The sequence below is a fragment of the Amycolatopsis rhabdoformis genome, from assembly GCF_035918295.1.
Classification (GTDB): domain Bacteria; phylum Actinomycetota; class Actinomycetes; order Mycobacteriales; family Pseudonocardiaceae; genus Amycolatopsis; species Amycolatopsis rhabdoformis.
Genome location: NZ_CP142149.1, coordinates 6,558,937 through 6,576,479, shown reverse-complemented (window position 1 = coordinate 6,576,479; position 17,543 = coordinate 6,558,937). Strand labels below are relative to the sequence as shown.

Sequence of the window (17,543 nt, the reverse complement as noted above, 5' to 3'; positions counted from 1 at the left end):
TCAGGTTAGGATTTCGGCGTCAGTCGGGTCAGGCGGGAGGGCGAGTGGTCGAGAAAGCGTGCTGCGCCGGGGGTGCGCGGTGACGGCGTCGTCAGCCGAGCTGCCTCCGGAACCGCAGGCAGTGGTCGGCCCGCTCACGCGGGCGGCCGTGTTCCTCGTGGTCCGCGTGAACCCCGGCGGGGAGTCCGTGGCGCGGGATCTGCTGGCCGATCTGCCCGGGTTGCAGCGGTCCGTCGGGTTCCGGTCGCTCGACGGTGGCCTCACCTGCGTGGCGGGCCTCAGCTCCTCGGCGTGGGACCGGCTCTACGGTTCGCCGCGCCCGGCCGAGCTGCACGACCTGCCGGTGTTCGCCGGCGACAAGCACACGAGCGTGACGACCAAGGCCGACCTGCTGTTCCACCTGCGGGCCGAGCGCATGGACCTGTGCTTCGAGCTCGAGTCGCTGATCATGGCGCGGCTCGAGGGTGTGGTCACGGTCGTGGACGAGGTGCAGGGTTTCCGCTACTTCGACGCGCGTGACGTGCTCGGGTTCGTCGACGGCACCGAGAACCCGACCGGCCGCGGCGCCGTCGACGCGGTGCTGGTCGACGACGACGGGGCGTTCAACGGCGGCAGCTACGTGATCGTGCAGAAGTACCTGCACGACATGGCGGCGTGGAACAAGCTCACCACCGAGCAGCAGGAGCTGGTGATCGGCCGGCGCAAGCTGTCCGATGTGGAGCTGTCCGACGACGAGAAGCCCGGCGACTCGCACATCGCGCTCAACGTGATCGAGGACGAGGACGGCAACGAGCTCGAGATCGTGCGCGACAACATGCCCTTCGGGCGGCCCGCGTACGGCGAGTTCGGCACGTACTTCATCGGCTACGCCAAGACCCCCTCGATCATCGAGAAGATGCTGGAGAACATGTTCGTCGGTTCGCCGCCGGGCAACACCGACCGCATCCTCGACTTCTCCACGCCGCTGACCGGTGCGTTGTTCTACGTGCCGACGGCGGAGTTCCTGGAAGACCCGGTCGTCGCGAGCGACGAGCCGGCCGAACCCACGCCGGAGCCCCCGGCACCCGCGCCCGGCACGTCGCTGGGCATCGGCAGCCTGCGAAGGAGTCCCCGGTCATGAACAACCTGCATCGCGAACTCGCCCCGATCTCCGACGTCGCCTGGTCGGACCTCGAGGACGAGGCCCGGCGCACGTTCGCCGAGTTCGCGTCGGCGCGCAAGGTCGTCGACGTGGTCGTGGCCGACGACGCGACGCTCTCGGCCGTCGGCACCGGGCACGTGGAGGGGGTCGACAGCCCGCTCGCCGGCGTGACCACGCGGCTGCGCACGGCCCAGCGGATCGTGGACCTGAAGGTGCCCTTCACCGTCACCCGCGAGGCCGTCGACTCCGTGGAGTGGGGCGCGAAGGACCCCGACTGGCAGCCGGTCAAGGACGCCGCGCAGGCCATCGCGTACGCCGAGGACCGCATCGTGTTCGACGGTTTCGCGGGCGCCGGCATCACCGGCATCCGGCCGGCGTCGTCGCTGAACCCGGTCGCGCTGCCGGCCGAGGCGAGCGCCTACCCGAAGGCGATCGGCGACGCGCTGGCGAAGCTGCGCGCGGCCGGTGTCGCGGGGCCGTACTCGGTGCTGCTGAGCAACGCCGCCTACACCGCCGCGATCGAGGCGGCCGATCACGGTTACCCGGTGCTGGAGCACCTGAAGCAGATCGTGGACGGCGACCTGATCCTCACGCCGGCGATCGAGGGCGCCTGCGTGCTCACGACCCGCGGCGGCGACTACGAACTGCACTTCGGCCAGGACCTGTCGATCGGCTACACGAGCCACGACGCCGACAGCGTGCAGCTGTACTTCCGCGAGACGCTCACGTTCCTCGTGAACACCGCCGAGGCCGCGGTCGGTCTCACGGCTTGATTTTGGGGCCGGGGAAACCTCGTCGGTTTCCCCGGCCGGTTTTCACAGCTGTTCGGCGGCTTCGTAGAGGCTCTTCGCGTCGGCGCCGAGCGGTGCGCCTTCGAGGCTCAGCGTCTTGTTCTCACCGGTGGTCTCGTCGTAGTCGAGCGTGCCGCGGCTGGTCACGGAGAAGATCTCGCCCGTGCCCGTCCAGCGGTTGAAGCCCGCGAGCCACGGGCCGCCGCTGGCGCCGCCGGCCAGGTCGCACGTGGACATCCAGTGGTCGAACACGGTGGGGTCCTGGTGGGTGGCTAGGTCGCACCACATCAGCGCCTCACCGTGGTAGGCCTTCGAACCGGCGTAGCCGATGATCGCGGTCTGCGTGGTTCCCTTGTGGTCGAACGAGATCCGCTGCGTGCCGGCCTGCGCCACGTGCTGTCCGCGCCGCGGGTCGAGCACGACCATGGCGACGTCGGGCTCGCTGCCGGTCACGTAGGAGTGCCGGAAGGCGAGCGCCCGCGTCGCGAACACGCCATCGGGGCGCCGGCCCTGGTCATAGCCGGGCACGAATACCGAATTCGCCACCTGGACGACCTGGTCCTCACGGTCGAGGCCGGCGTACGCGCAGTGCCCGGCCGTCACGAGCACGTCACCACTCTTGCTCGGCACGGCGGTCGCGGTGCACCAGGTGTCCAGCGGCGGCTCACCGGGCGCGGCCTCGGTGAAGAACAGCCGCCCGACCCCGCGCGGCCCCGGCCCGGCCCACCGTTTCGCCACCTGCTCGACCCGATCGATCGTGTCGGCCCCGGCGCCCTTCATCCGCTCGGGCGTCCAATACGCGAGCGCCGCCGCCCGCTGGGCCGCGCTGAACGTGGTCACGTCGGTGTCGCCCGCGGCGGACGCCGCGGCGGGCACGACGCTCGCCGCGGCGGCCACCGCGGCAAGCGTCACGAGGGCGCGGCGGATCGGCAAGATCATCATGTACCGGAGACGGCCGGGGGCGCGGGTGGTTCCGTCCCGGTGCGGTGAATGTTCCTGGCGCTCAGGAGCACGGGCAGCGCGACCAGCAGCGCGAGGCCCCGGAGCGTGCCGGCGACGGGGTAGGGCGCGCGCAGGCCGGACGACGCGGCGAGCAGGCCGCCGGTCAGGGTGCCGAGGGGGATGAGGCCCCAGCCGAGGAGCTTGTGGACGCTGGTCACGCGGCCGAGCAGCGCTGCGGGCACGAGGCTCTGGCGCAGGCTGACGTTGACGATGTTCCAGAGCGTGGTCACGAAGCCGTTCACCGCGAGCAGGCCGCCGAGCACCAGCGCGTTCGGAGCCAGGCCGATTGCGGCGAACACGGCGGCGTTCACGGCGAGGCTGGTGATCAGCGCGGCCGCCGGCCCGATGCGCGCGACGATCCGGGCGTTGACCAGGCCGCCGGTGACGCTGCCGACGGCGGCGGACGCGAGGAGCAGGCCGTAGCCGCGCGGGCTGACGTGCAGGGTCTGGGTCGCGAGCAGCACGAGGGTGGCGTTGGCGAGCTGGCCGCAGAAGGTGTTCACGCCGAGGACGGCGGTGAGCGTGCGCAGGAGGCGGTGGCGGGCGAGCCAGCGCAGGCCTTCGGCGATCGGGGCTTTCGGCTTGGTGCGGTGGGACCGTCCGGGCGGGGTCGGGATCAGCGCGGCGGAGCCGGCGAACGACACGGCGTCGAGGCCGAACGGGAGTGCCGGGGCGAGGGCGAAGAGCAGGCTGCCGAGCGGGGGTCCGGCGAACTGCACGCCGATGGTGGTCGCGGCTTGCAGCGAGCCGTTGGCCCTGGGCAGCAAGGGTTTCGGGACGATGTCCGGCAGGAAGGCCTGCGAGGCGGTGCCGAACACGACGTCGCCGGCGCCGAGGGCCAGGGCGGCGACGATGAGCACGGCGATGCCCCCGTGGGCGGCCGTGAGGGCGAGGGCGCCGGCGACAACGGCCTGCGCGAGCTGGGCGCCTTTCATGAGCCGCACGCGGTCGTGGCGATCGGCCCACGCGCCGGCCGGCAGCGCGAGCAGCAGCCACGGCACGAACGCGGCGGCCGTGACCAGCGAGATCAGCCGCGGATCACGGGTCACGGAAACGGCCAGCAGGGGCACAGCGGAGGTGAACGCGCCGTCGCCGACGTTGGTGATCCCGGCGGCCCACCACAGTCGCCAGTACGCCGGCGGAAGTCGCGTCATGCGGTTGATCGTTCGGAGTTGGCGCATTCGCCGACACGATTTAGCCCGGTGCTACATACTCGGCCGCGTGGCACGCATCGTCGAGATCGGCGTCGCCGAGCTCGCGGCGACGCGGTTCGCCGTGTCGCCGCTGTCGGAGACGGTGGCGGCGCTGCTGCAGATCGTGGGCCGAAACCGGGGGCCGCTGCACCAGCGGTGGCTGCGCCGGGCGACCGAGGAGCTCGCCCGGGAGCCGCTCGACGTGCCGCTGACCCGGGCGTTGCTCACCTCCGAGCGGCCGAGCTTCCCCAACTTCCTCGTGCCCGCGCCGGCCCGCGTGAGCAGCACGATCGACGACGACCTCGCCGTGCTCAGGCGCACCACCGCGCGGCAGGTGCGCGCGAGCCTGACGCGGGTGTTCGGGGCGGAGCTGCCGCCGGCGCTCGTTCTCCTCGCGGAACGGCCGGCGGTCGGGTTGCGGGTGCTGGCGGCGGAGCTGCGCGTGGCGTATTCACGGCTGGTGGCCCCGTTCTGGCCCCGGATCCGGGCGGTGCTCGACGCCGACGTCGCCTACCGGGCGCGGCAATTGGCGGTGGGTGGCACGGAGCGGCTGTTCACCGGCCTGCACCCGTCGTTGCGGTGGTCGGCGGGGCGGCTGGTGCTTTCCGGCGGCGCGCCCGACCTGGTCGTGAGCCGCGGACCGGGTGGGCTGGTGCTGATGCCGCTGGTGCTCGGTTCGCCGGAGGTGCTGATCAAGCACCACACCGCCACGCAGACCACCGTGCGGTACCCGGCGCGCGGGATCGGTGCACTGTGGACAGTGGGCGTGACCGAGCCCGGTGCTGCCGTGGTGAAGCTGCTGGGGCGCGCGCGGGCCGAGCTGCTGGAGGCGCTGCGCTCGCCGGCCACGACCACGGATCTGGCTGCGGCGCTGGGGGTTTCGCCGAGCGCGGTGTCGCAGCACCTGCGCGTGTTGCGGGAAACCGGGCTCGTGGCGCGGCAACGGTCGGGGCGGGCGGTGCTGTACCTGACCACGGCGCTCGGCGAGGCGTTGCTCGGGCCTGTTACGTGAAGCTGCGCAGCTGTTACGCGGCGGGGACATTCGTCTGACGGTCCGGGGACACGCAGGCGGCACGGTGGTCCGGGTGATCGCCTTGTGCTCGTCCGGGAGTGGGAATGCCTGAAATCCGTGCCAAAATCGCCGTGCTGGTGCTGCCCGCGTTGCTCGTCGCGGGGTGCTCGACCGCGGCGGCGGAGTGGCCGACGGGGGTCGCCGGCGGCTCCGCGGGGCTGTCCGATCCCGGCTCCGATCCGGACACGGATCCGGCCCAGGGCGGGATTCCGTCGGGCAAGGACCTCACGCCGTTCGACACGAGTTATCCCGCCGTGGGGAAGCTCGATCCGGCGCTGCTCACGGCCGTGCAGAAGGCGGCGACGGACGCGAAAGCGCGGGGGATCGAGTTCAAGGTGACCTCGGGGTGGCGGAGCAAGGCGTATCAGCAGCGGTTGCTCGAAGAGGGTGTGCAGAAATACGGCAGCCTCGAAAAGGCGCGGCAGTTCGTGAACACACCGGAGAAGTCGACGCACGTGTCCGGCAAGGCCGTGGACCTCGGCCCGACCGACGCCGACGACTGGCTCATCCGCCACGGCGACGACTACGGCCTCTGCCAGGCGTACTCCAACGAGCTGTGGCACTTCGAGCTGCTCACCACGCCGGGCGGGACCTGCCCGCAGCCGTTGCCGAACGCGGCGGGCTAGTTTTCCTTGGTACGGCGGCGAAACGTGTCGACGAGGAAACACGCCACCGGATCACCGTCGCGCTGCGGGGTGCTCGTGCCGGGCCCCGGCGGCGTGACCACGCGGGCGTGCGAGGTCGTGAAACCCGTGCCGGTGGCCGACGCCAGGGCCGGCACCGCCTCGAACGACAGCGAGCCGCCGATCACGGCCAGCGCCGCGACGCCTTTGCCGATGGTCCTCATCCGCTCCTCCTCGGGTTGGTGACACCGAGCCTGGCACGCGGATTCGTCACCGGTCAAAGAGGTTACGGAACAGGTAATACTTCGGTCATCTGCCCGACGCGGGGTCCTCTTCCCACGACGGTCACTACTGGGTGGACGCCTGTGCTCACTCGAGGTTGCTTTCGTGGGGTCAATCCCACTTCGGGAGGTAATCCGTCCGTGGCGTGGGCATATTTCGAGTGAGCGGGCTCGATCGGTGAATGAATCACCGTCGACCTCGCGTCGCGGCGGATCGTCCGCTCGCGCCACTGGGAAGGAGTCACCTCATGACCAGCACTTTTCGCCGGGCCGCCACCGTCACCGCGCTTGCCGGGACCGCCGTCGCCGCCGTTGCTTTGGCGGGCGCCGGCACCGCGTCGGCGATGCCCACCGACTTCCGCTGCACCGCGTCGCAGGTCGACACCACCATCGTCGCCGGTGACCCGGGTGCGGGCCAGCGCTACGCCACCGTGGTGTTCACCGCGAAGCCCGGCGAGTCCTGCAACTTCCAGGGCGCTCTTCCGGTGTCCTTCACCGGCGCCGACGGCGTCACCGTCACGCCCGACACCACGAGCGACGCCCCGCTCGTGACCATCGCCGACGGTCAGCAGGCCACGATGTTGCTGCACTGGACCGGAATCGAGGCGCCGGAACACCAGGTGCAGCCCACGGCGATCACCATCACGGCGCCGGCCACCACCACTCCGCGCGGCGACACCAGCGACCCGCGGATCACGCTGCCGTGGAACCAGTCGCCGCTCGACGCCTCCGCCGAGGCCCACGACGTCACGGTGGGACCGGTCGTCGCGGCCTGACGGGGGGTCGCCGGCCAGGCTTGTCGTCTGGGCTGTCGGTCGTCCGGTTCTGTCGGCCAGGCTTGTCGTTCGGCGCCGCCGCTCGGCCTCGTCGCGCGGCCCGGGGTGTGCTGACGTGCCATGATCGGGCCACGCGGCGTCGATTTCTGGAGATGGCATGACCACCACCGGCCGGCGGGAGGCCGAGCTCAACAGCGGGATCCTCCCGGGCAACGTGCACGTGGACGACTGGGTGATGTTCCTGCTCGCCGTAGTGTCCGTGGGCGGCCTGGGCTACCTGCTGCTCGGCCCACCACCCCCGGCCGACACCGACGCGTGGTTCTTCCGGGTCGACTGCGTCATCTGCGGCATCTTCCTGCTCCACTTCCTCTGGCGGTGGCGCAAGGTCGCCTGGCGCATGCCGTTCCTGGCGCGCAACTGGTACGAGGTCTTCGCGATGATCCCGGTCGCGTACCCGCCGTTCGTCGCGCAGCACCACCTGATCGCCGGCCTGCTGCTGCTCATCCGCATCGGCCGCGCCGCCGACCGGGCCGTCGGCGAGCAGTTCTTCTTCCGCCTCGTCGACCGGATGTCCGAACCGATCGTCCGCGCCATCAAGAAACCGGTGACGATCGCCGTGCTCGACGAGGTCGTGAAGGTCCTCGAGACGGGCAACTACCCGGAGAACCTCGCGAAGTCGCTGGGCGAGAACAAGGTGGAACTGCGCGCGATCATCACCGAAAAGCTCGCCGCCGACCCGCAGCTGGGCCGCCTCCGCCGCCTCCCCTTCCACGACGAAATCGTCCGCGCCGCCGTCGACGCCTCCTTCCGCGTCCTGCTCGAGGTCCTCCTCGACCCCCGCATCGACGACTTCTTCTCCGCCGTCGTGCGCGAAAACCGCGAACAAATCCGCCGCGCGGTATCCCTCGGCCTCAACGAGGTCGACGAATCCCCGGACGAGTCCCTGCTCCGCACCCGCCCCCAACGAACGGCGGCTCGGGAGTACGACCTCAGCCACCTCCGTGAGGGTGGCAGCGTCAACCGCTGAACGAGTGCCGCCCGCCCGGCCCCGGGCGAAACGCGGGCGGGAGTACGCTGGAGTCCTTCCGTTGTCGTTGCTGCACAAGGGTTGTGTTGGCGCGGACACGGGGTGTTCCGATCGTTTCCGGGGCAAGCTGGGAAGCGTCGGGAGCCGAGTCGCGGGTTGGAGACGTGAACGTGGTGGATAGCGGGCAGCAGGTGCAGCCGTGCCGACGGCAGGAGTGCTCGGAGGCGGCGCTGTGGCGTGGGCTGTGCGCCGCGCACTGGAGCCGGTGGCAGAAGGGCGTCGACGCGCTCGAGTTGCCCGAAGACGACGTGCCGCCGCCGCCCGCGCAGGTGTGGTGGCCGCCGGAGCGGCAGACGTTGCCGTTGAGCAGCCGGGTGCTGCCGGGGTCCTGACCGGCTACCCCGTTCAGGATTCGCGGATGAGCAGGATGGTCGACTTCGCGTAGGCCGCCGACAGCACGCAGGCGTCGGAGGCGTCGGCTTCGGTCACGCTCACGATGAAGCCGTGGTCGGTGCCGAAGTCGGCGAGGCTGGCGCAGTCGGTGAGGTTCGCGATCGCGCGCGTCGCCTGGGTCACGGGCTGGTTCTCCACGGTGATCTTCGTCAGCTTCGCCTCACGCGTGTACTCCTGCCGGTCCGAAGCGGACGGGTTGGCCACGAAGGTGAGCAGATAGGGCGAAGGCTGCGAGTCGTTGTGCCACCCGCAAGTTCTGGCCGGCGCGGGATCGGGCGAGAGCTGCTCCAGGCCGAGGCGCTGACCGCGTTCCACGGACATCATGGTGCACGGGGCGTCGGCGAGGTGGTCGAGCACCGTGTCGTCGTGTTCTTGCTGCGTGGGTGGCGACGCGCCGCAGCCCGTGAGGATCAGGCACCCCGCCAAACCCGCCAGACCCGCGAGCCATCGGTGACCGTTCATGCCGTGATCTTGCCCCGACCCGCCGGGACCCGTCCCCGGACTTACTCCGAATCGGGGATCTCGACCTCGGCCCACAGACTCGGCAGATTCACCACGACCCCTTCCTGACTGCTGCGCGCGATGATCACCACCGCGTCCTCGCCCGTCGGGTTTTCCTCGCGGTGCGGCACGTACGGCGGCACGAACACGTAGTCCCCCGGGGAAGTCTCGATGCGGACCTCCGAGTCGCCCTCGGCGAAGACGAACACGGGGTGCCCGGACTGCACGTAGATCGCCGTCTCCGCGGCGCCGTGGTGGTGGTCGCCCGAGTTGGTGTGGGGGGTGACGTGGGTTTCGCCCATCCAGACTTTGCGCGAGCCCACGGTTTTGCCCGAGATGGCCTCGTAGCGGCGCATGCCGGTGGTCTGGTTGGTGTCCCCGGTCAGCGAGCCGCCGGGGATGTGGTGCAGGGGTTGGTGCCAGGCGTCGGTCATCCAGCCTCCAAAGCCGAAAGCGAATCCACGGTGAGCTCTGCCGGTCCTACTCGCAGCACGCCGTCGTCGAGGGGTACGCACCGCACGCCGCCGCGGCCGCGCAGGCCGCGGAAGGCGCCCGGGGCCACGGTCACGTCCATCCACGCGCACGGGTTCGCCGGCCGGCGGGCCTGGAAGCGCACCGGGCCGTCGCCGCTGTCGAGGGTGAACAGTGCGCCCGGGCGGTCGCGGCGGGCGGCGAGGTCGTCGACGCGGAAGCCGCGCAGCACGATGTTACGGCGCGTGAGCAGGGGGTCCACGGGGCCGAACGGGGCGAGCGCGTCCACGTCGAACACGGTCACCGCGGCGTCGCGGTGGGCGGCGTGGTTGAAGTAGCGGTCGCCGACCAGGCCGAGGCCCGCGCGCACCTCCACGCACTCGCGCGAGACCGGCCCGGGGTCCGGCCGTGGACCGTCGGCGGGGCGGCCTTCAAACGCGTGCACCGGTGACACGAGCAGCGAAACGATCTCGACACGCACGCCCCCGACCCTACCCGCGCCAACAGCACACGCCCGGCGGCCGCATCCGGGAAAAGGACAACGAGGACGAAGCGCGGTTACCATTCCGGCCAGAGCGGGCGGGCACTCGACGGGGCGCGCCTGTGGGGAGCGACTGTTCCGCCGTGGCGGTGATCGGATCGGCGACGGTCGGCACAGGAGCTTCCGGGCGAGGGAAGTGACTGCCGTGGACTGGTACGACCGCGTCTTCGTGGACACCGGCCGCGCCGCCTCGATGTGGGCGGTGGTCGGGTTCCTCGTCACGTTCGTGGTCGTGCGCGGCCTCACCCGCCGCATCCGCGCGAAGCAGCGCAAACCCCAGGGTCGCACGGGCCTGATCCACGACATCCACATCGGCGGCGTCCACGTGCACCACCAGGTGTGGGGCATCCTGCTGGTGCTGGTCGTCGGCGCGCTCGAGTTCCGGTTCTCGCCCGACGCGCCGTGGGGCGAGATCCTCGCGGGGCTCTTCGGCGTGGGTGCCGCGCTCGTGCTCGACGAGTTCGCGCTCTGGTTCTACCTCGACGACGTGTACTGGGCCGAGCGCGGCCGCAAGTCCATCGACGCCGTGCTCATCGGCGGCGCGCTCGGGATCCTGCTGCTGCTCGAAGCGTCACCGATCGGCGAGACGCGCGGCGAATCGGCGATGTGGTCCTACCTGCTGGGCATCGCCGTGCACCTGGTCACGGCGCTGATCTCCCTGCTCAAGGGCAAGCTCGCCACGGGTGTGCTGGGTGTCGTCGTGCCGCTGATTGCGCTGGTCGGCGCGCTGCGCCTGGCGAAACCCGACTCGGCGTGGGCCCGGCGCCGCTACGCCGGGCGCAAGCTCGAGCGGTCGCGGCGGCGGTTCGGCGCCCGCTACGTCGCCCGCCGCAACCGCCTGCGGGACCTCTTCGGCGGAACGCCGGACCTGAAGAAGAACTCCGTCAGCGGGAACGCGGAATCCGGCCGTCCGCGCTGAGCAGCCGCTGCAGCCGCGCGCGGGCCATGCGGTGCAGCATCTCGCCGAGCTCTTCGGTCGCGATGCGGCCTTCGAGGTCACGCCTGGTCGCGCGCACCACCTCGGCCACCGTCGGAGCCGGCAGCCGGCCCGAAAACTCCCCGGTCAACCACACGCCGACCTCTTCCACCGCGTCGTGGCACTGAACGGTCATCGCTTGCCTCATCTCTGCTCGTGGCTGGCCCGACGTGAGTCCGACGACCGGCCCCCGGAGCCATGACGGCAAACCGCGAGAAGTTCTTCGAGACGTGAAAAACCGGTGGGGAGCAAGGAAAACGCTCCCCACCGGTCGGTGGATCAAGGTGGTGAATTACTGGCTCAGAGCGACCATTGCTGGTTGGCCGCTCCCGTGCAGGTCCAGATCTGCAGCTGCGTGCCGTCGGCCGAGCTGGGCCCGGTCGCGTCGAGGCACTTGTTCGAGCCGGTGTTCACGAGCTGGTTGCCCGAGTGGGTCCACTGCTGCGCGGCCGTGCCGTTGCAGTCGTAGAGCCCCACCTTCGTGCCGTTGGTGGTGCCGGCCGCGGCCACGTCCATGCACTTGCCCAGCGCGCGCAGCGTGCCGCCGGTGGAGGTCCACTGCTGCGCGGCGGTGCCGTTGCACGTGTAGAGGTCGATCTTCGTGTTGTTCGCCGAGTTGGCGCCGGCGACATCGACGCACTTGCCGCCGTAGCCCGTGATCTGCTTGCCGCCGGTGGGCGGCGGGGTGGTGCTGCCACCGCCGGTGATGGCGTTGAAGATCCGCGAGTACGCGTAGCCGGTGGCGCGGTCGTAGTCCTGCAGCTCCCAGAACGAGAGCTCCTGCACACCGTTCTGCGCCGCGAAGGTCTCCAGCTGCTGCGCGTCCGACTGGCTGAACTGCGCGCCGTCGTCGTTGCGCCCGGCGATCGGCGTGAGGCCCATCTTGCCGTAGGCCGCGGAGGTCGAGATGCCGTAGAGGCTCGCGAGCTGGCCGGCGGCCGTGCGCGCCGACGCGAGCGCGTCGCCCAGCACCGGCTGGCCGTCGTAGAAGTCCATCACCATCAGGTTCACGACGCTGACGTTGAGGCCCTTGTTCTTGGCGTCGCGCAGGATGTCCATCTGCGTGGAGCCGAGGCCGCTCGGGTCCACGGCGAGGGTGTAGTCCACCTGCACGCTCGGGTTCTGCTGCTGCAGCGCCGCGAGCGCGGAGTTGCGGCGCGCGTTGGCCGCGGTGTCCTTGATGGTGTCTTCTTCGATGTCGAAGTCGAGCCGCGGGGTGCCGTAGGTGTTCACCACGTTGGCGTACGCCGCGGTGAGGCTCGAGGTGTTGGTACAGGTCTGCGCGATCTCACCGCCGGCGGCGCCGCCGAACGACGGGATCACGTTGCCACCCGCGGCCTGCAGCGAGCTGATCTGCGACTTGAACGAGCCGACCCCGGTGCCGTTGGCCTCCCACAGCTGGTTGCAGCCGGAGGACGGAGTGAGGAACGCCAGGGTGTAGAACTTCGTGCCGGTCGCGTTCATGTCGGCGGCCATCTGCCCGATGTCGCCGTCGCTGACCTGCAGGTACGGGGCCGAGTAGTGGGCGGGGAACGCCGCGCCCGCGGCCGGGGCCGCCTCGCTCACGGCCGGGCTGACGGTGGCGAGAGCGACACCGGCCAGCACGGGTAAAGCCGCGGCGACAAGGGTTCTGAATTTCGAAATGCGCATTCCGTGCACTCCAAGGGGGACGGGGAGGAGAATTTCGCGCACGAAAAATGAGGTCCGGCCGAATGCGGCGGAAACGGCAGGGCTCGGTGTGGTCCGGCAATTCATCAAAACGGTGGGGGACCGAATTGCCGACCACTTCGTGCGTGGTGTGAAGAAAGTTATACCGGTCACTCCCAGGGTTGGCAACGGGTCGTCGAGCGATCACAGCAGGTCGCGGGGTTGTCCTGTCGGACAGGTTCAGACCAGTAAAGGCCAGTGGTCGCCTGGTGTTCACAACGGCGAACACCAGGCGTCCAGTTTGTCCGGTACGTCGATTTACGGATGTCCCGGTGAATGGTGCGTTGCGCTTTCAGGGTGATCCTGCAAAACGCCGCGTGCGATCACTTCCGCGTACCAGCGCGCGCTGCGTTTCGGAGTTCGCTGTTGCGTCGCGTAGTCCACGTGCACGAGCCCGAACCGTTTCGCGTAGCCCTCGGCCCATTCGAAGTTGTCCAGCAATGACCAGTAGAAGTAGCCGCGCAGGTCAACGCCCTGCTCCAGCGCTTCGTGTGCCGCGCGCAGGTGCGCGTCGAGGAACGCGACGCGGTCGGTGTCGGCGATCTCGCCGTCGCGCGGCACGTCGGGGTAGGCCGCGCCGTTCTCCGTCACGTAGAGCGGCACCGGCCGGTAGTCGCGGTGCACCTGCAGCAGCGACGTGGTGAGCCCGCCCGGGCGTACCTCCCAGCCCGAGTCGGTGAGCGGTGCCGCCGGGTCGGGGACGAAGTGCACGTTCCCCGCCCCCAGCCATTCGGCCTCGGCCGGGGAGCTGCCTGGCCGAGGGGTGCCGGCCACGCGGTAGTCGCGGTAGTAGTTCACGCCGAGCCAGTCGACCGGCGCGGCGATCACCGACTCGTCACCCGGGCGCACCACGTCCTCGAACCCGAACGGCGCGAGGTCGGCCACCACGTCGGCCGGGTAGCCGCCACGCAGGACCGGGTCGAGGAACAGCCGGTTCTGCTGCCCGTCGACCAGCCGGGCGGCCTCGATGTCCTCGGGCGCGTCGGAATCCGGCGTGACCGGGTAGAGGTTGAGTGTGATCCCGGCCGGCACGCGCGGGGCGTCGCGGCGCAGCACGTCCATGGCCAGGCCGTGGCCGAGCAGCAGGTGGTGTGCGGCGGCGGCCGCGGCGGCCGGATCGGCGCGGCCCGGCGCGTGCACGCCCTTCGCGTAGCCCAGCATCGCCGCGCACCACGGTTCGTTGAGCGTGGACCAGCTGGCCACGCGGTCGCCGAGCACGCCCACGATCGTCTCCGCGTATTCGGCGAAGCGGTACGCCGTGTCGCGCGCGGTCCAGCCGCCGAGGTCTTCGAGCCGTTGCGGCAGGTCCCAGTGGTACAGCGTGGCCCACGGCGCGATGCCGGCCGCGAGCAGCGAGTCGACGAGCCGGTCGTAGAACGCGATGCCGCGCACGCTCGGCGTGCCGCCCGGCCGGATCCGGGGCCACGCTAGGGAAAACCGGTACGCGCCGAGGCCGAGCGAGCGCATCAGCGCCACGTCCTCGCCCGCGCGCCGGTAGTGGTCGGCCGCCGGCTCGCCCGTGTCGCCGCCGCGGATCGCGCCCGGCCGCGCGGCGAAGGTGTCCCACACCGACGGCTCGCGTCCGTCCACAGTGGTCGAGCCTTCGACCTGGAACGCCGCCGTGGCCGCGCCCCAGACGAACCCGGGCGGGAACACGAGCCCGGTTTCGGTGGCCTGTGGTTCTACGGACATGGTCACCCTTTCACGGCACCTTGCATGATCCCGGCCACGATCTGGCGGCCGAGCAGGAGGAAGACGATGAGGATCGGGATCGTGGCGAGCGTGGTGCCGGCGAGCACCAGCGAGTAGTCCACGTAGTAGCCGCTCTGCAGCTTCTCCAGTGCCACCTGCACGGTCGGGTTGCCGACGTCGAGCACCACCAGCGGCCACAGGAAATCGTTCCAGGACATCATGAACGTGAACATCGCGAGGATCGCGGCCGCGGGGCGCACGGCCGGCAGGCACACGTTCCAGAAGATCCGGATCATGCTGCAGCCGTCCACGCGCGCGGCCTCGATCAGCTCGTACGGCACGGCGTCCACTGTGTACTGGCGCATCCAGAACACGCCGAACGCGGTCACCAGGTTGGGCACGATCACCGCCTGCAGGCCACCGGCCCAGCCGAGCTTCGACATCGCGATGAACAGCGGGATGATGCCCAGCTGCGTCGGCACCGCGAGCGTGACCACGATGAACACGAACAACGCGTTGCGGCCGCGGAAGCGCAGCTTGGCGAAGGCGAACCCGGCGAGCGAGGAGAACAGCACCGTGGTGAGCGTGACCGTACCGGACACGATCACGCTGTTGGCCAGCGCCTTCCAGAACGGCACGGTGTCGAACACGCGCGCCGCGTTGGCGAAGAAGTTGCCGCCCGGCAGCAGCGGCGGCACGCGTTCGGTGAGCATGCCGTTGTCGCGGCTGGCGACGAGGAAGGACCAGTAGAACGGGAACAGCGAGCCGAGCACGAACACGGCCAGCACCCAGTAGGTGGCCTTGCGCGGTTTGCCCAGGCGGCTCACGCGGGTGGTCAAGGTGGTCATCGTTTCCTCTTCGGGGTGCGGGCGATCCGGCCGGTGAGCAGGTAGTTGGCCGCCGCGATGAGCACGATGATCAGGAACAGCACCCACGCGATCGCCGACGCGTAACCGAGGTCGAAGTTCTCGAACGCCGTCTGGTACAGGTACAGCGTCACCGTCTGGAACTGGTGCGTGGAACCGCCGTTGTTCGAGCCCGGCATGGCGTCGAACAGCTTGGGCTCGGTGAAGATCTGCAGCCCGCCGATCGTGGAGGTGATGGTGACGAAGATCAGCGTCGGCTTGAGCAGCGGCAGCGTCACGTGCCGGAACCGCCGCACGGTGCCGGCGCCGTCGAGTAGCGCGGCCTCGTGCAGCTCCTTCGGGATGGCCTGCATCGCGGCCAGCACGATCAGCGCGTTGTAGCCGGTCCAGCGCCAGTTGACCATGATCGCGATGGCCACGTGGCTCGCGAACCGGTTGGCCTGCCAGTCCACAGGGGACAGTCCGACGGTCTGCAGGAGACCGTTGACCAGGCCGTACTTCGGGCCGAACAGGTTCGCGAAGATGATGCCGAGCGCCACCAGGCTGGCGGCGTAGGGCAGCAGGATGCCCACGCGCCAGCCGGTGGCGCCGCGCAGCCGCGTGGACAGCAGCGCGGCGAGCAGGATCGCGATGATCAGCTGCGGCACGCTGGAGAGCAGGAAGATGCTGACGGTGTTCTCCAGCGAGTGCCAGAACTGCGCGTCGGCGAAGAGCTCCTTGAAGTTGTCGAGGCCGATGAAGTCCGGGTTGTCGTCGCCGGCGTCCCAGTGGAAGAGCGAGACGTACGCGGTGTAGAGCAGCGGGAACAGGCCGACGATGCCGAAGACGAGGAAAAACGGTGCCACGTAGAGGTAGGGCGACACCTTCACGTCCCAGCGGGCCAGCCGGTCGCGCAGCCCCGGCCGGGGTGCGGGACGCCGCACCCCGGCCTGCGCGCTCTCGCGCGTGACGGTGCTCGTCACCGGGCGAGCTTCTTCGCGCCGTCCACGAGCTGCTGCCAGCCCTCGGCCGGCGACTTGCCCTGCTCCACGGCCTGCAGCGCGGGCGCGGTCACGTTCTCCTGGATCTGGCCGTCGTTCGGGCCCTTGTACTGCGCCTGCGTGACCTTCTTGGCCTGCGCCGCGAACAGCTCGCCGACCTTCGCGTCGCCGAAGTACGCGTCGGTGGTGCTCAGCAGCTCGGGGCTTTCCAGGGCCTTGACCTGGCTCGGGAACGTGCCCTTCGCCGCGAACGCCTTGAGCTGCTGCTCGGGTGCGGTGAGCCACGCGGCCAGCGCCGCGGCTTCACGCGGGTGCTTGCTCTGCGTCGGCACGGTCAGGTAGGAGCCGCCCCAGTTGCCGCCGCCACCCGGGAACGCGTCGGTGACCGCCCACTTGCCCGCGTTCTCCGGCCCCGCCTGCTCCTTGACCACGCCGAGCATCCACGCGGGGCACACCTTCGTGGCGAACGCGCTCTGCCGGAAGCCGGAGTTCCACTCGTTGCTGAACGCGGTGAGCTTCGCCGACTCGCCCTTGGCCACGGCGTCGGTCACCTTCGTCCAGGCGTCCTTGATGCCCTGGTTCGACTCGACGGTGAGCTTGTCGCTCTTGTCGAGGTAGCCCACGGGCAGCTGGTTCACCATCGCGTTGAAGTTCTGCGCGGCCGAGTCGAACCACGCCTTGCCGGTCTTCTGCGCGTACTGCGCGCCGGCCGCGAAGTAGCTGTCCCAGGTGGCGAACATCGTCTTCACCGACGCCGGGTCGCTGGGCAGCCCGGCCTGCTGCAGCAGGTCCTTGCGGTAGCACATGGCGTCGGGCCCGATGTCCGTGCCGTAGCCGATGAGCTTGCCGTTCTTGTCCTTGCCGGCGTCGTACTTCCACGGCAGCCACCGGTCCGCGCTCGCGTCGGCCGGGCCGATCTGCGTGAGGTCGTAGAACTTCGACGACTTCGCGAGGATGTCGGAGAGGTGACCCTCCTCCACGGCCTGCACGTCGGCCAGGCCGGCGCCCGCCGCGAGCTTGGTCATCATGTCCTGCGCGTACGGCCCGCCCTGGCCCGTTTTGCGGTGGGTGATCTTGATGTTCGGGTGCAGCCGCTCGTACTCGGGGATCAGCGCCTCGTAGCCGAACTCCGTGAACGTGGCGAGCGTGAGCTCCACGTGCTCGTTCGGCCCGGCGGCCGCCGGGATGTCACCGCCGCTGCTGCTGCCGCCACCGCCTCCGCACGCCGCCACCGAGAGCGCCGTCATCGTGATGCCCAGTGCGAGGACCAGGCTCTTCCGGATCGTTGTCACCGTTGCCAACACCGCCAACCCCTTGAAAGTCGGGTAGTCTGGAAGTCCGTTCTGGGAGCGCTCCCAGACGGTTGCCGAGTGTGGGCGGCCCTGGGTCCCATGTCAAGGGTGGTTATCGGAGCGTGGCCTTCCGGGAGCGCTCCCTGAAGCGTGCGGCT

At 70.2% G+C, this 17,543-nt stretch carries 20 protein-coding genes; 8 read left to right on the top strand and 12 right to left on the bottom strand.

The window, feature by feature from the left end; translation table 11 throughout:
* Nucleotides 1-79 precede the first annotated feature (79 nt).
* Entirely contained in the window at nucleotides 80-1,120 is a 1,041-nt protein-coding gene (locus VSH64_RS30115; RefSeq protein WP_326566119.1) for a Dyp-type peroxidase, read from the top strand.
* On the top strand, nucleotides 1,117-1,914 hold the full coding sequence (locus VSH64_RS30110) for a family 1 encapsulin nanocompartment shell protein (RefSeq protein ID WP_326566118.1): 798 nt from the start codon (nucleotides 1,117-1,119) through the stop codon (nucleotides 1,912-1,914). Before VSH64_RS30115 ends, VSH64_RS30110 begins: the two co-directional genes overlap by 4 nt.
* 42 nt (nucleotides 1,915-1,956) lie before the next feature.
* Here the strand turns inward: VSH64_RS30110 and VSH64_RS30105 are convergent, their stop codons facing one another.
* Complete coding sequence (locus tag VSH64_RS30105) at nucleotides 1,957-2,874, bottom strand: trypsin-like serine peptidase (protein WP_326566117.1); 918 nt, start codon at nucleotides 2,872-2,874, stop codon at nucleotides 1,957-1,959.
* A complete protein-coding gene (locus VSH64_RS30100) occupies nucleotides 2,871-4,088 on the bottom strand; it encodes an MFS transporter (protein WP_326566116.1) in 1,218 nt (405 codons plus the stop codon). Before VSH64_RS30100 ends, VSH64_RS30105 begins: the two co-directional genes overlap by 4 nt.
* A gap of 67 nt (nucleotides 4,089-4,155) precedes the next feature.
* On the opposite strand from VSH64_RS30100, the gene VSH64_RS30095 reads away from it, so the two are divergent.
* Nucleotides 4,156-5,139, top strand: coding sequence for an ArsR/SmtB family transcription factor (locus VSH64_RS30095; RefSeq protein ID WP_326566115.1), 984 nt, complete (start codon nucleotides 4,156-4,158; stop codon nucleotides 5,137-5,139).
* Between the two features lie 104 nt (nucleotides 5,140-5,243).
* Complete coding sequence (locus VSH64_RS30090; protein WP_326566114.1) at nucleotides 5,244-5,825, top strand: M15 family metallopeptidase; 582 nt, start codon at nucleotides 5,244-5,246, stop codon at nucleotides 5,823-5,825.
* Here the strand turns inward: VSH64_RS30090 and VSH64_RS30085 are convergent.
* Entirely contained in the window at nucleotides 5,822-6,046 is a 225-nt protein-coding gene (locus VSH64_RS30085) for a hypothetical protein (protein WP_326566113.1), read from the bottom strand. The genes VSH64_RS30090 and VSH64_RS30085 overlap by 4 nt on opposite strands.
* A 305-nt stretch (nucleotides 6,047-6,351) precedes the next feature.
* Here VSH64_RS30085 and VSH64_RS30080 point away from each other — a divergent pair, with 305 nt between their 5' ends.
* The 3 genes from VSH64_RS30080 (at nucleotide 6,352) to VSH64_RS30070 (ending at nucleotide 8,298) form a co-directional block, all read left to right on the top strand.
* The gene (locus VSH64_RS30080) at nucleotides 6,352-6,879 is read left to right on the top strand and encodes a DUF4232 domain-containing protein (RefSeq protein WP_326566112.1); all 528 of its coding nucleotides are present in this window, start codon (nucleotides 6,352-6,354) and stop codon (nucleotides 6,877-6,879) included.
* Nucleotides 6,880-7,036: 157 nt separating this feature from the next.
* Nucleotides 7,037-7,906 carry an ion transporter gene (locus tag VSH64_RS30075; protein WP_326566111.1) on the top strand — a complete coding sequence of 290 codons (870 nt, stop codon included), beginning with the start codon at nucleotides 7,037-7,039 and terminating at the stop codon, nucleotides 7,904-7,906.
* A 164-nt stretch (nucleotides 7,907-8,070) separates the two neighbouring features.
* Nucleotides 8,071-8,298 (top strand): hypothetical protein, encoded by a 228-nt coding sequence (locus VSH64_RS30070; protein ID WP_326566110.1) that lies wholly within the window; start codon nucleotides 8,071-8,073, stop codon nucleotides 8,296-8,298.
* 13 nt (nucleotides 8,299-8,311) lie between these two features.
* Here VSH64_RS30070 and VSH64_RS30065 read toward each other — a convergent pair whose 3' ends face one another.
* Genes VSH64_RS30065 through VSH64_RS30055 form a run of 3 tightly spaced genes read right to left on the bottom strand, consistent with a single transcriptional unit; the run spans nucleotide 8,312 to nucleotide 9,812 of the window.
* A complete protein-coding gene (locus tag VSH64_RS30065; RefSeq protein WP_326566109.1) occupies nucleotides 8,312-8,821 on the bottom strand; it encodes a DUF3558 family protein in 510 nt (169 codons plus the stop codon).
* Nucleotides 8,822-8,862: 41 nt separating this feature from the next.
* Complete coding sequence (locus tag VSH64_RS30060; protein WP_326566108.1) at nucleotides 8,863-9,294, bottom strand: cupin domain-containing protein; 432 nt, start codon at nucleotides 9,292-9,294, stop codon at nucleotides 8,863-8,865.
* Nucleotides 9,291-9,812 (bottom strand): molybdenum cofactor biosysynthesis protein, encoded by a 522-nt coding sequence (locus VSH64_RS30055; protein WP_326566107.1) that lies wholly within the window; start codon nucleotides 9,810-9,812, stop codon nucleotides 9,291-9,293. Before VSH64_RS30055 ends, VSH64_RS30060 begins: the two co-directional genes overlap by 4 nt.
* Nucleotides 9,813-10,017: 205 nt before the next feature.
* Here VSH64_RS30055 and VSH64_RS30050 point away from each other — a divergent pair, with 205 nt between their 5' ends.
* Nucleotides 10,018-10,791: a hypothetical protein gene (locus VSH64_RS30050; protein ID WP_326566106.1), complete on the top strand. Its 774-nt coding sequence runs from the start codon at nucleotides 10,018-10,020 to the stop codon at nucleotides 10,789-10,791.
* Here the strand turns inward: VSH64_RS30050 and VSH64_RS30045 are convergent.
* The 6 genes from VSH64_RS30045 to VSH64_RS30020 form a co-directional block, all read right to left on the bottom strand.
* On the bottom strand, nucleotides 10,757-10,984 hold the full coding sequence (locus VSH64_RS30045; protein WP_326566105.1) for a hypothetical protein: 228 nt from the start codon (nucleotides 10,982-10,984) through the stop codon (nucleotides 10,757-10,759). The genes VSH64_RS30050 and VSH64_RS30045 overlap by 35 nt on opposite strands.
* A gap of 164 nt (nucleotides 10,985-11,148) precedes the next feature.
* Nucleotides 11,149-12,453, bottom strand: coding sequence for a ricin-type beta-trefoil lectin domain protein (locus VSH64_RS30040; protein WP_326566104.1), 1,305 nt, complete (start codon nucleotides 12,451-12,453; stop codon nucleotides 11,149-11,151).
* A gap of 360 nt (nucleotides 12,454-12,813) precedes the next feature.
* A complete protein-coding gene (locus VSH64_RS30035) occupies nucleotides 12,814-14,253 on the bottom strand; it encodes a GH1 family beta-glucosidase (protein ID WP_326566103.1) in 1,440 nt (479 codons plus the stop codon).
* Complete coding sequence (locus VSH64_RS30030; RefSeq protein ID WP_220244166.1) at nucleotides 14,250-15,095, bottom strand: carbohydrate ABC transporter permease; 846 nt, start codon at nucleotides 15,093-15,095, stop codon at nucleotides 14,250-14,252. The genes VSH64_RS30035 and VSH64_RS30030 overlap by 4 nt, the downstream gene beginning before the upstream one ends.
* On the bottom strand, nucleotides 15,092-16,075 hold the full coding sequence (locus VSH64_RS30025) for a carbohydrate ABC transporter permease (RefSeq protein ID WP_326566102.1): 984 nt from the start codon (nucleotides 16,073-16,075) through the stop codon (nucleotides 15,092-15,094). Before VSH64_RS30025 ends, VSH64_RS30030 begins: the two co-directional genes overlap by 4 nt.
* Nucleotides 16,072-17,385 carry an ABC transporter substrate-binding protein gene (locus VSH64_RS30020; RefSeq protein ID WP_326566101.1) on the bottom strand — a complete coding sequence of 438 codons (1,314 nt, stop codon included), beginning with the start codon at nucleotides 17,383-17,385 and terminating at the stop codon, nucleotides 16,072-16,074. The genes VSH64_RS30025 and VSH64_RS30020 overlap by 4 nt, the downstream gene beginning before the upstream one ends.
* Nucleotides 17,386-17,543: the final 158 nt, after the last annotated feature.

Excerpts from the sequence above, each read along its gene's own strand:
- VSH64_RS30110 (WP_326566118.1), top strand. The coding sequence starts at position 1,117 with ATGAACAACCTGCATCGCGAACTCGCCCCGATCTCCGACGTCGCCTGG.
- VSH64_RS30105 (WP_326566117.1), bottom strand. The coding sequence starts at position 2,874 with ATGATGATCTTGCCGATCCGCCGCGCCCTCGTGACGCTTGCCGCGGTG.
- VSH64_RS30100 (WP_326566116.1), bottom strand. The coding sequence starts at position 4,088 with ATGACGCGACTTCCGCCGGCGTACTGGCGACTGTGGTGGGCCGCCGGG.
- VSH64_RS30090 (WP_326566114.1), top strand. The coding sequence starts at position 5,244 with ATGCCTGAAATCCGTGCCAAAATCGCCGTGCTGGTGCTGCCCGCGTTG.
- VSH64_RS30085 (WP_326566113.1), bottom strand. The coding sequence starts at position 6,046 with ATGAGGACCATCGGCAAAGGCGTCGCGGCGCTGGCCGTGATCGGCGGC.
- VSH64_RS30080 (WP_326566112.1), top strand. The coding sequence starts at position 6,352 with ATGACCAGCACTTTTCGCCGGGCCGCCACCGTCACCGCGCTTGCCGGG.
- VSH64_RS30075 (WP_326566111.1), top strand. The coding sequence starts at position 7,037 with ATGACCACCACCGGCCGGCGGGAGGCCGAGCTCAACAGCGGGATCCTC.
- VSH64_RS30065 (WP_326566109.1), bottom strand. The coding sequence starts at position 8,821 with ATGAACGGTCACCGATGGCTCGCGGGTCTGGCGGGTTTGGCGGGGTGC.
- VSH64_RS30060 (WP_326566108.1), bottom strand. The coding sequence starts at position 9,294 with ATGACCGACGCCTGGCACCAACCCCTGCACCACATCCCCGGCGGCTCG.
- VSH64_RS30045 (WP_326566105.1), bottom strand. The coding sequence starts at position 10,984 with ATGACCGTTCAGTGCCACGACGCGGTGGAAGAGGTCGGCGTGTGGTTG.
- VSH64_RS30030 (WP_220244166.1), bottom strand. The coding sequence starts at position 15,095 with ATGACCACCTTGACCACCCGCGTGAGCCGCCTGGGCAAACCGCGCAAG.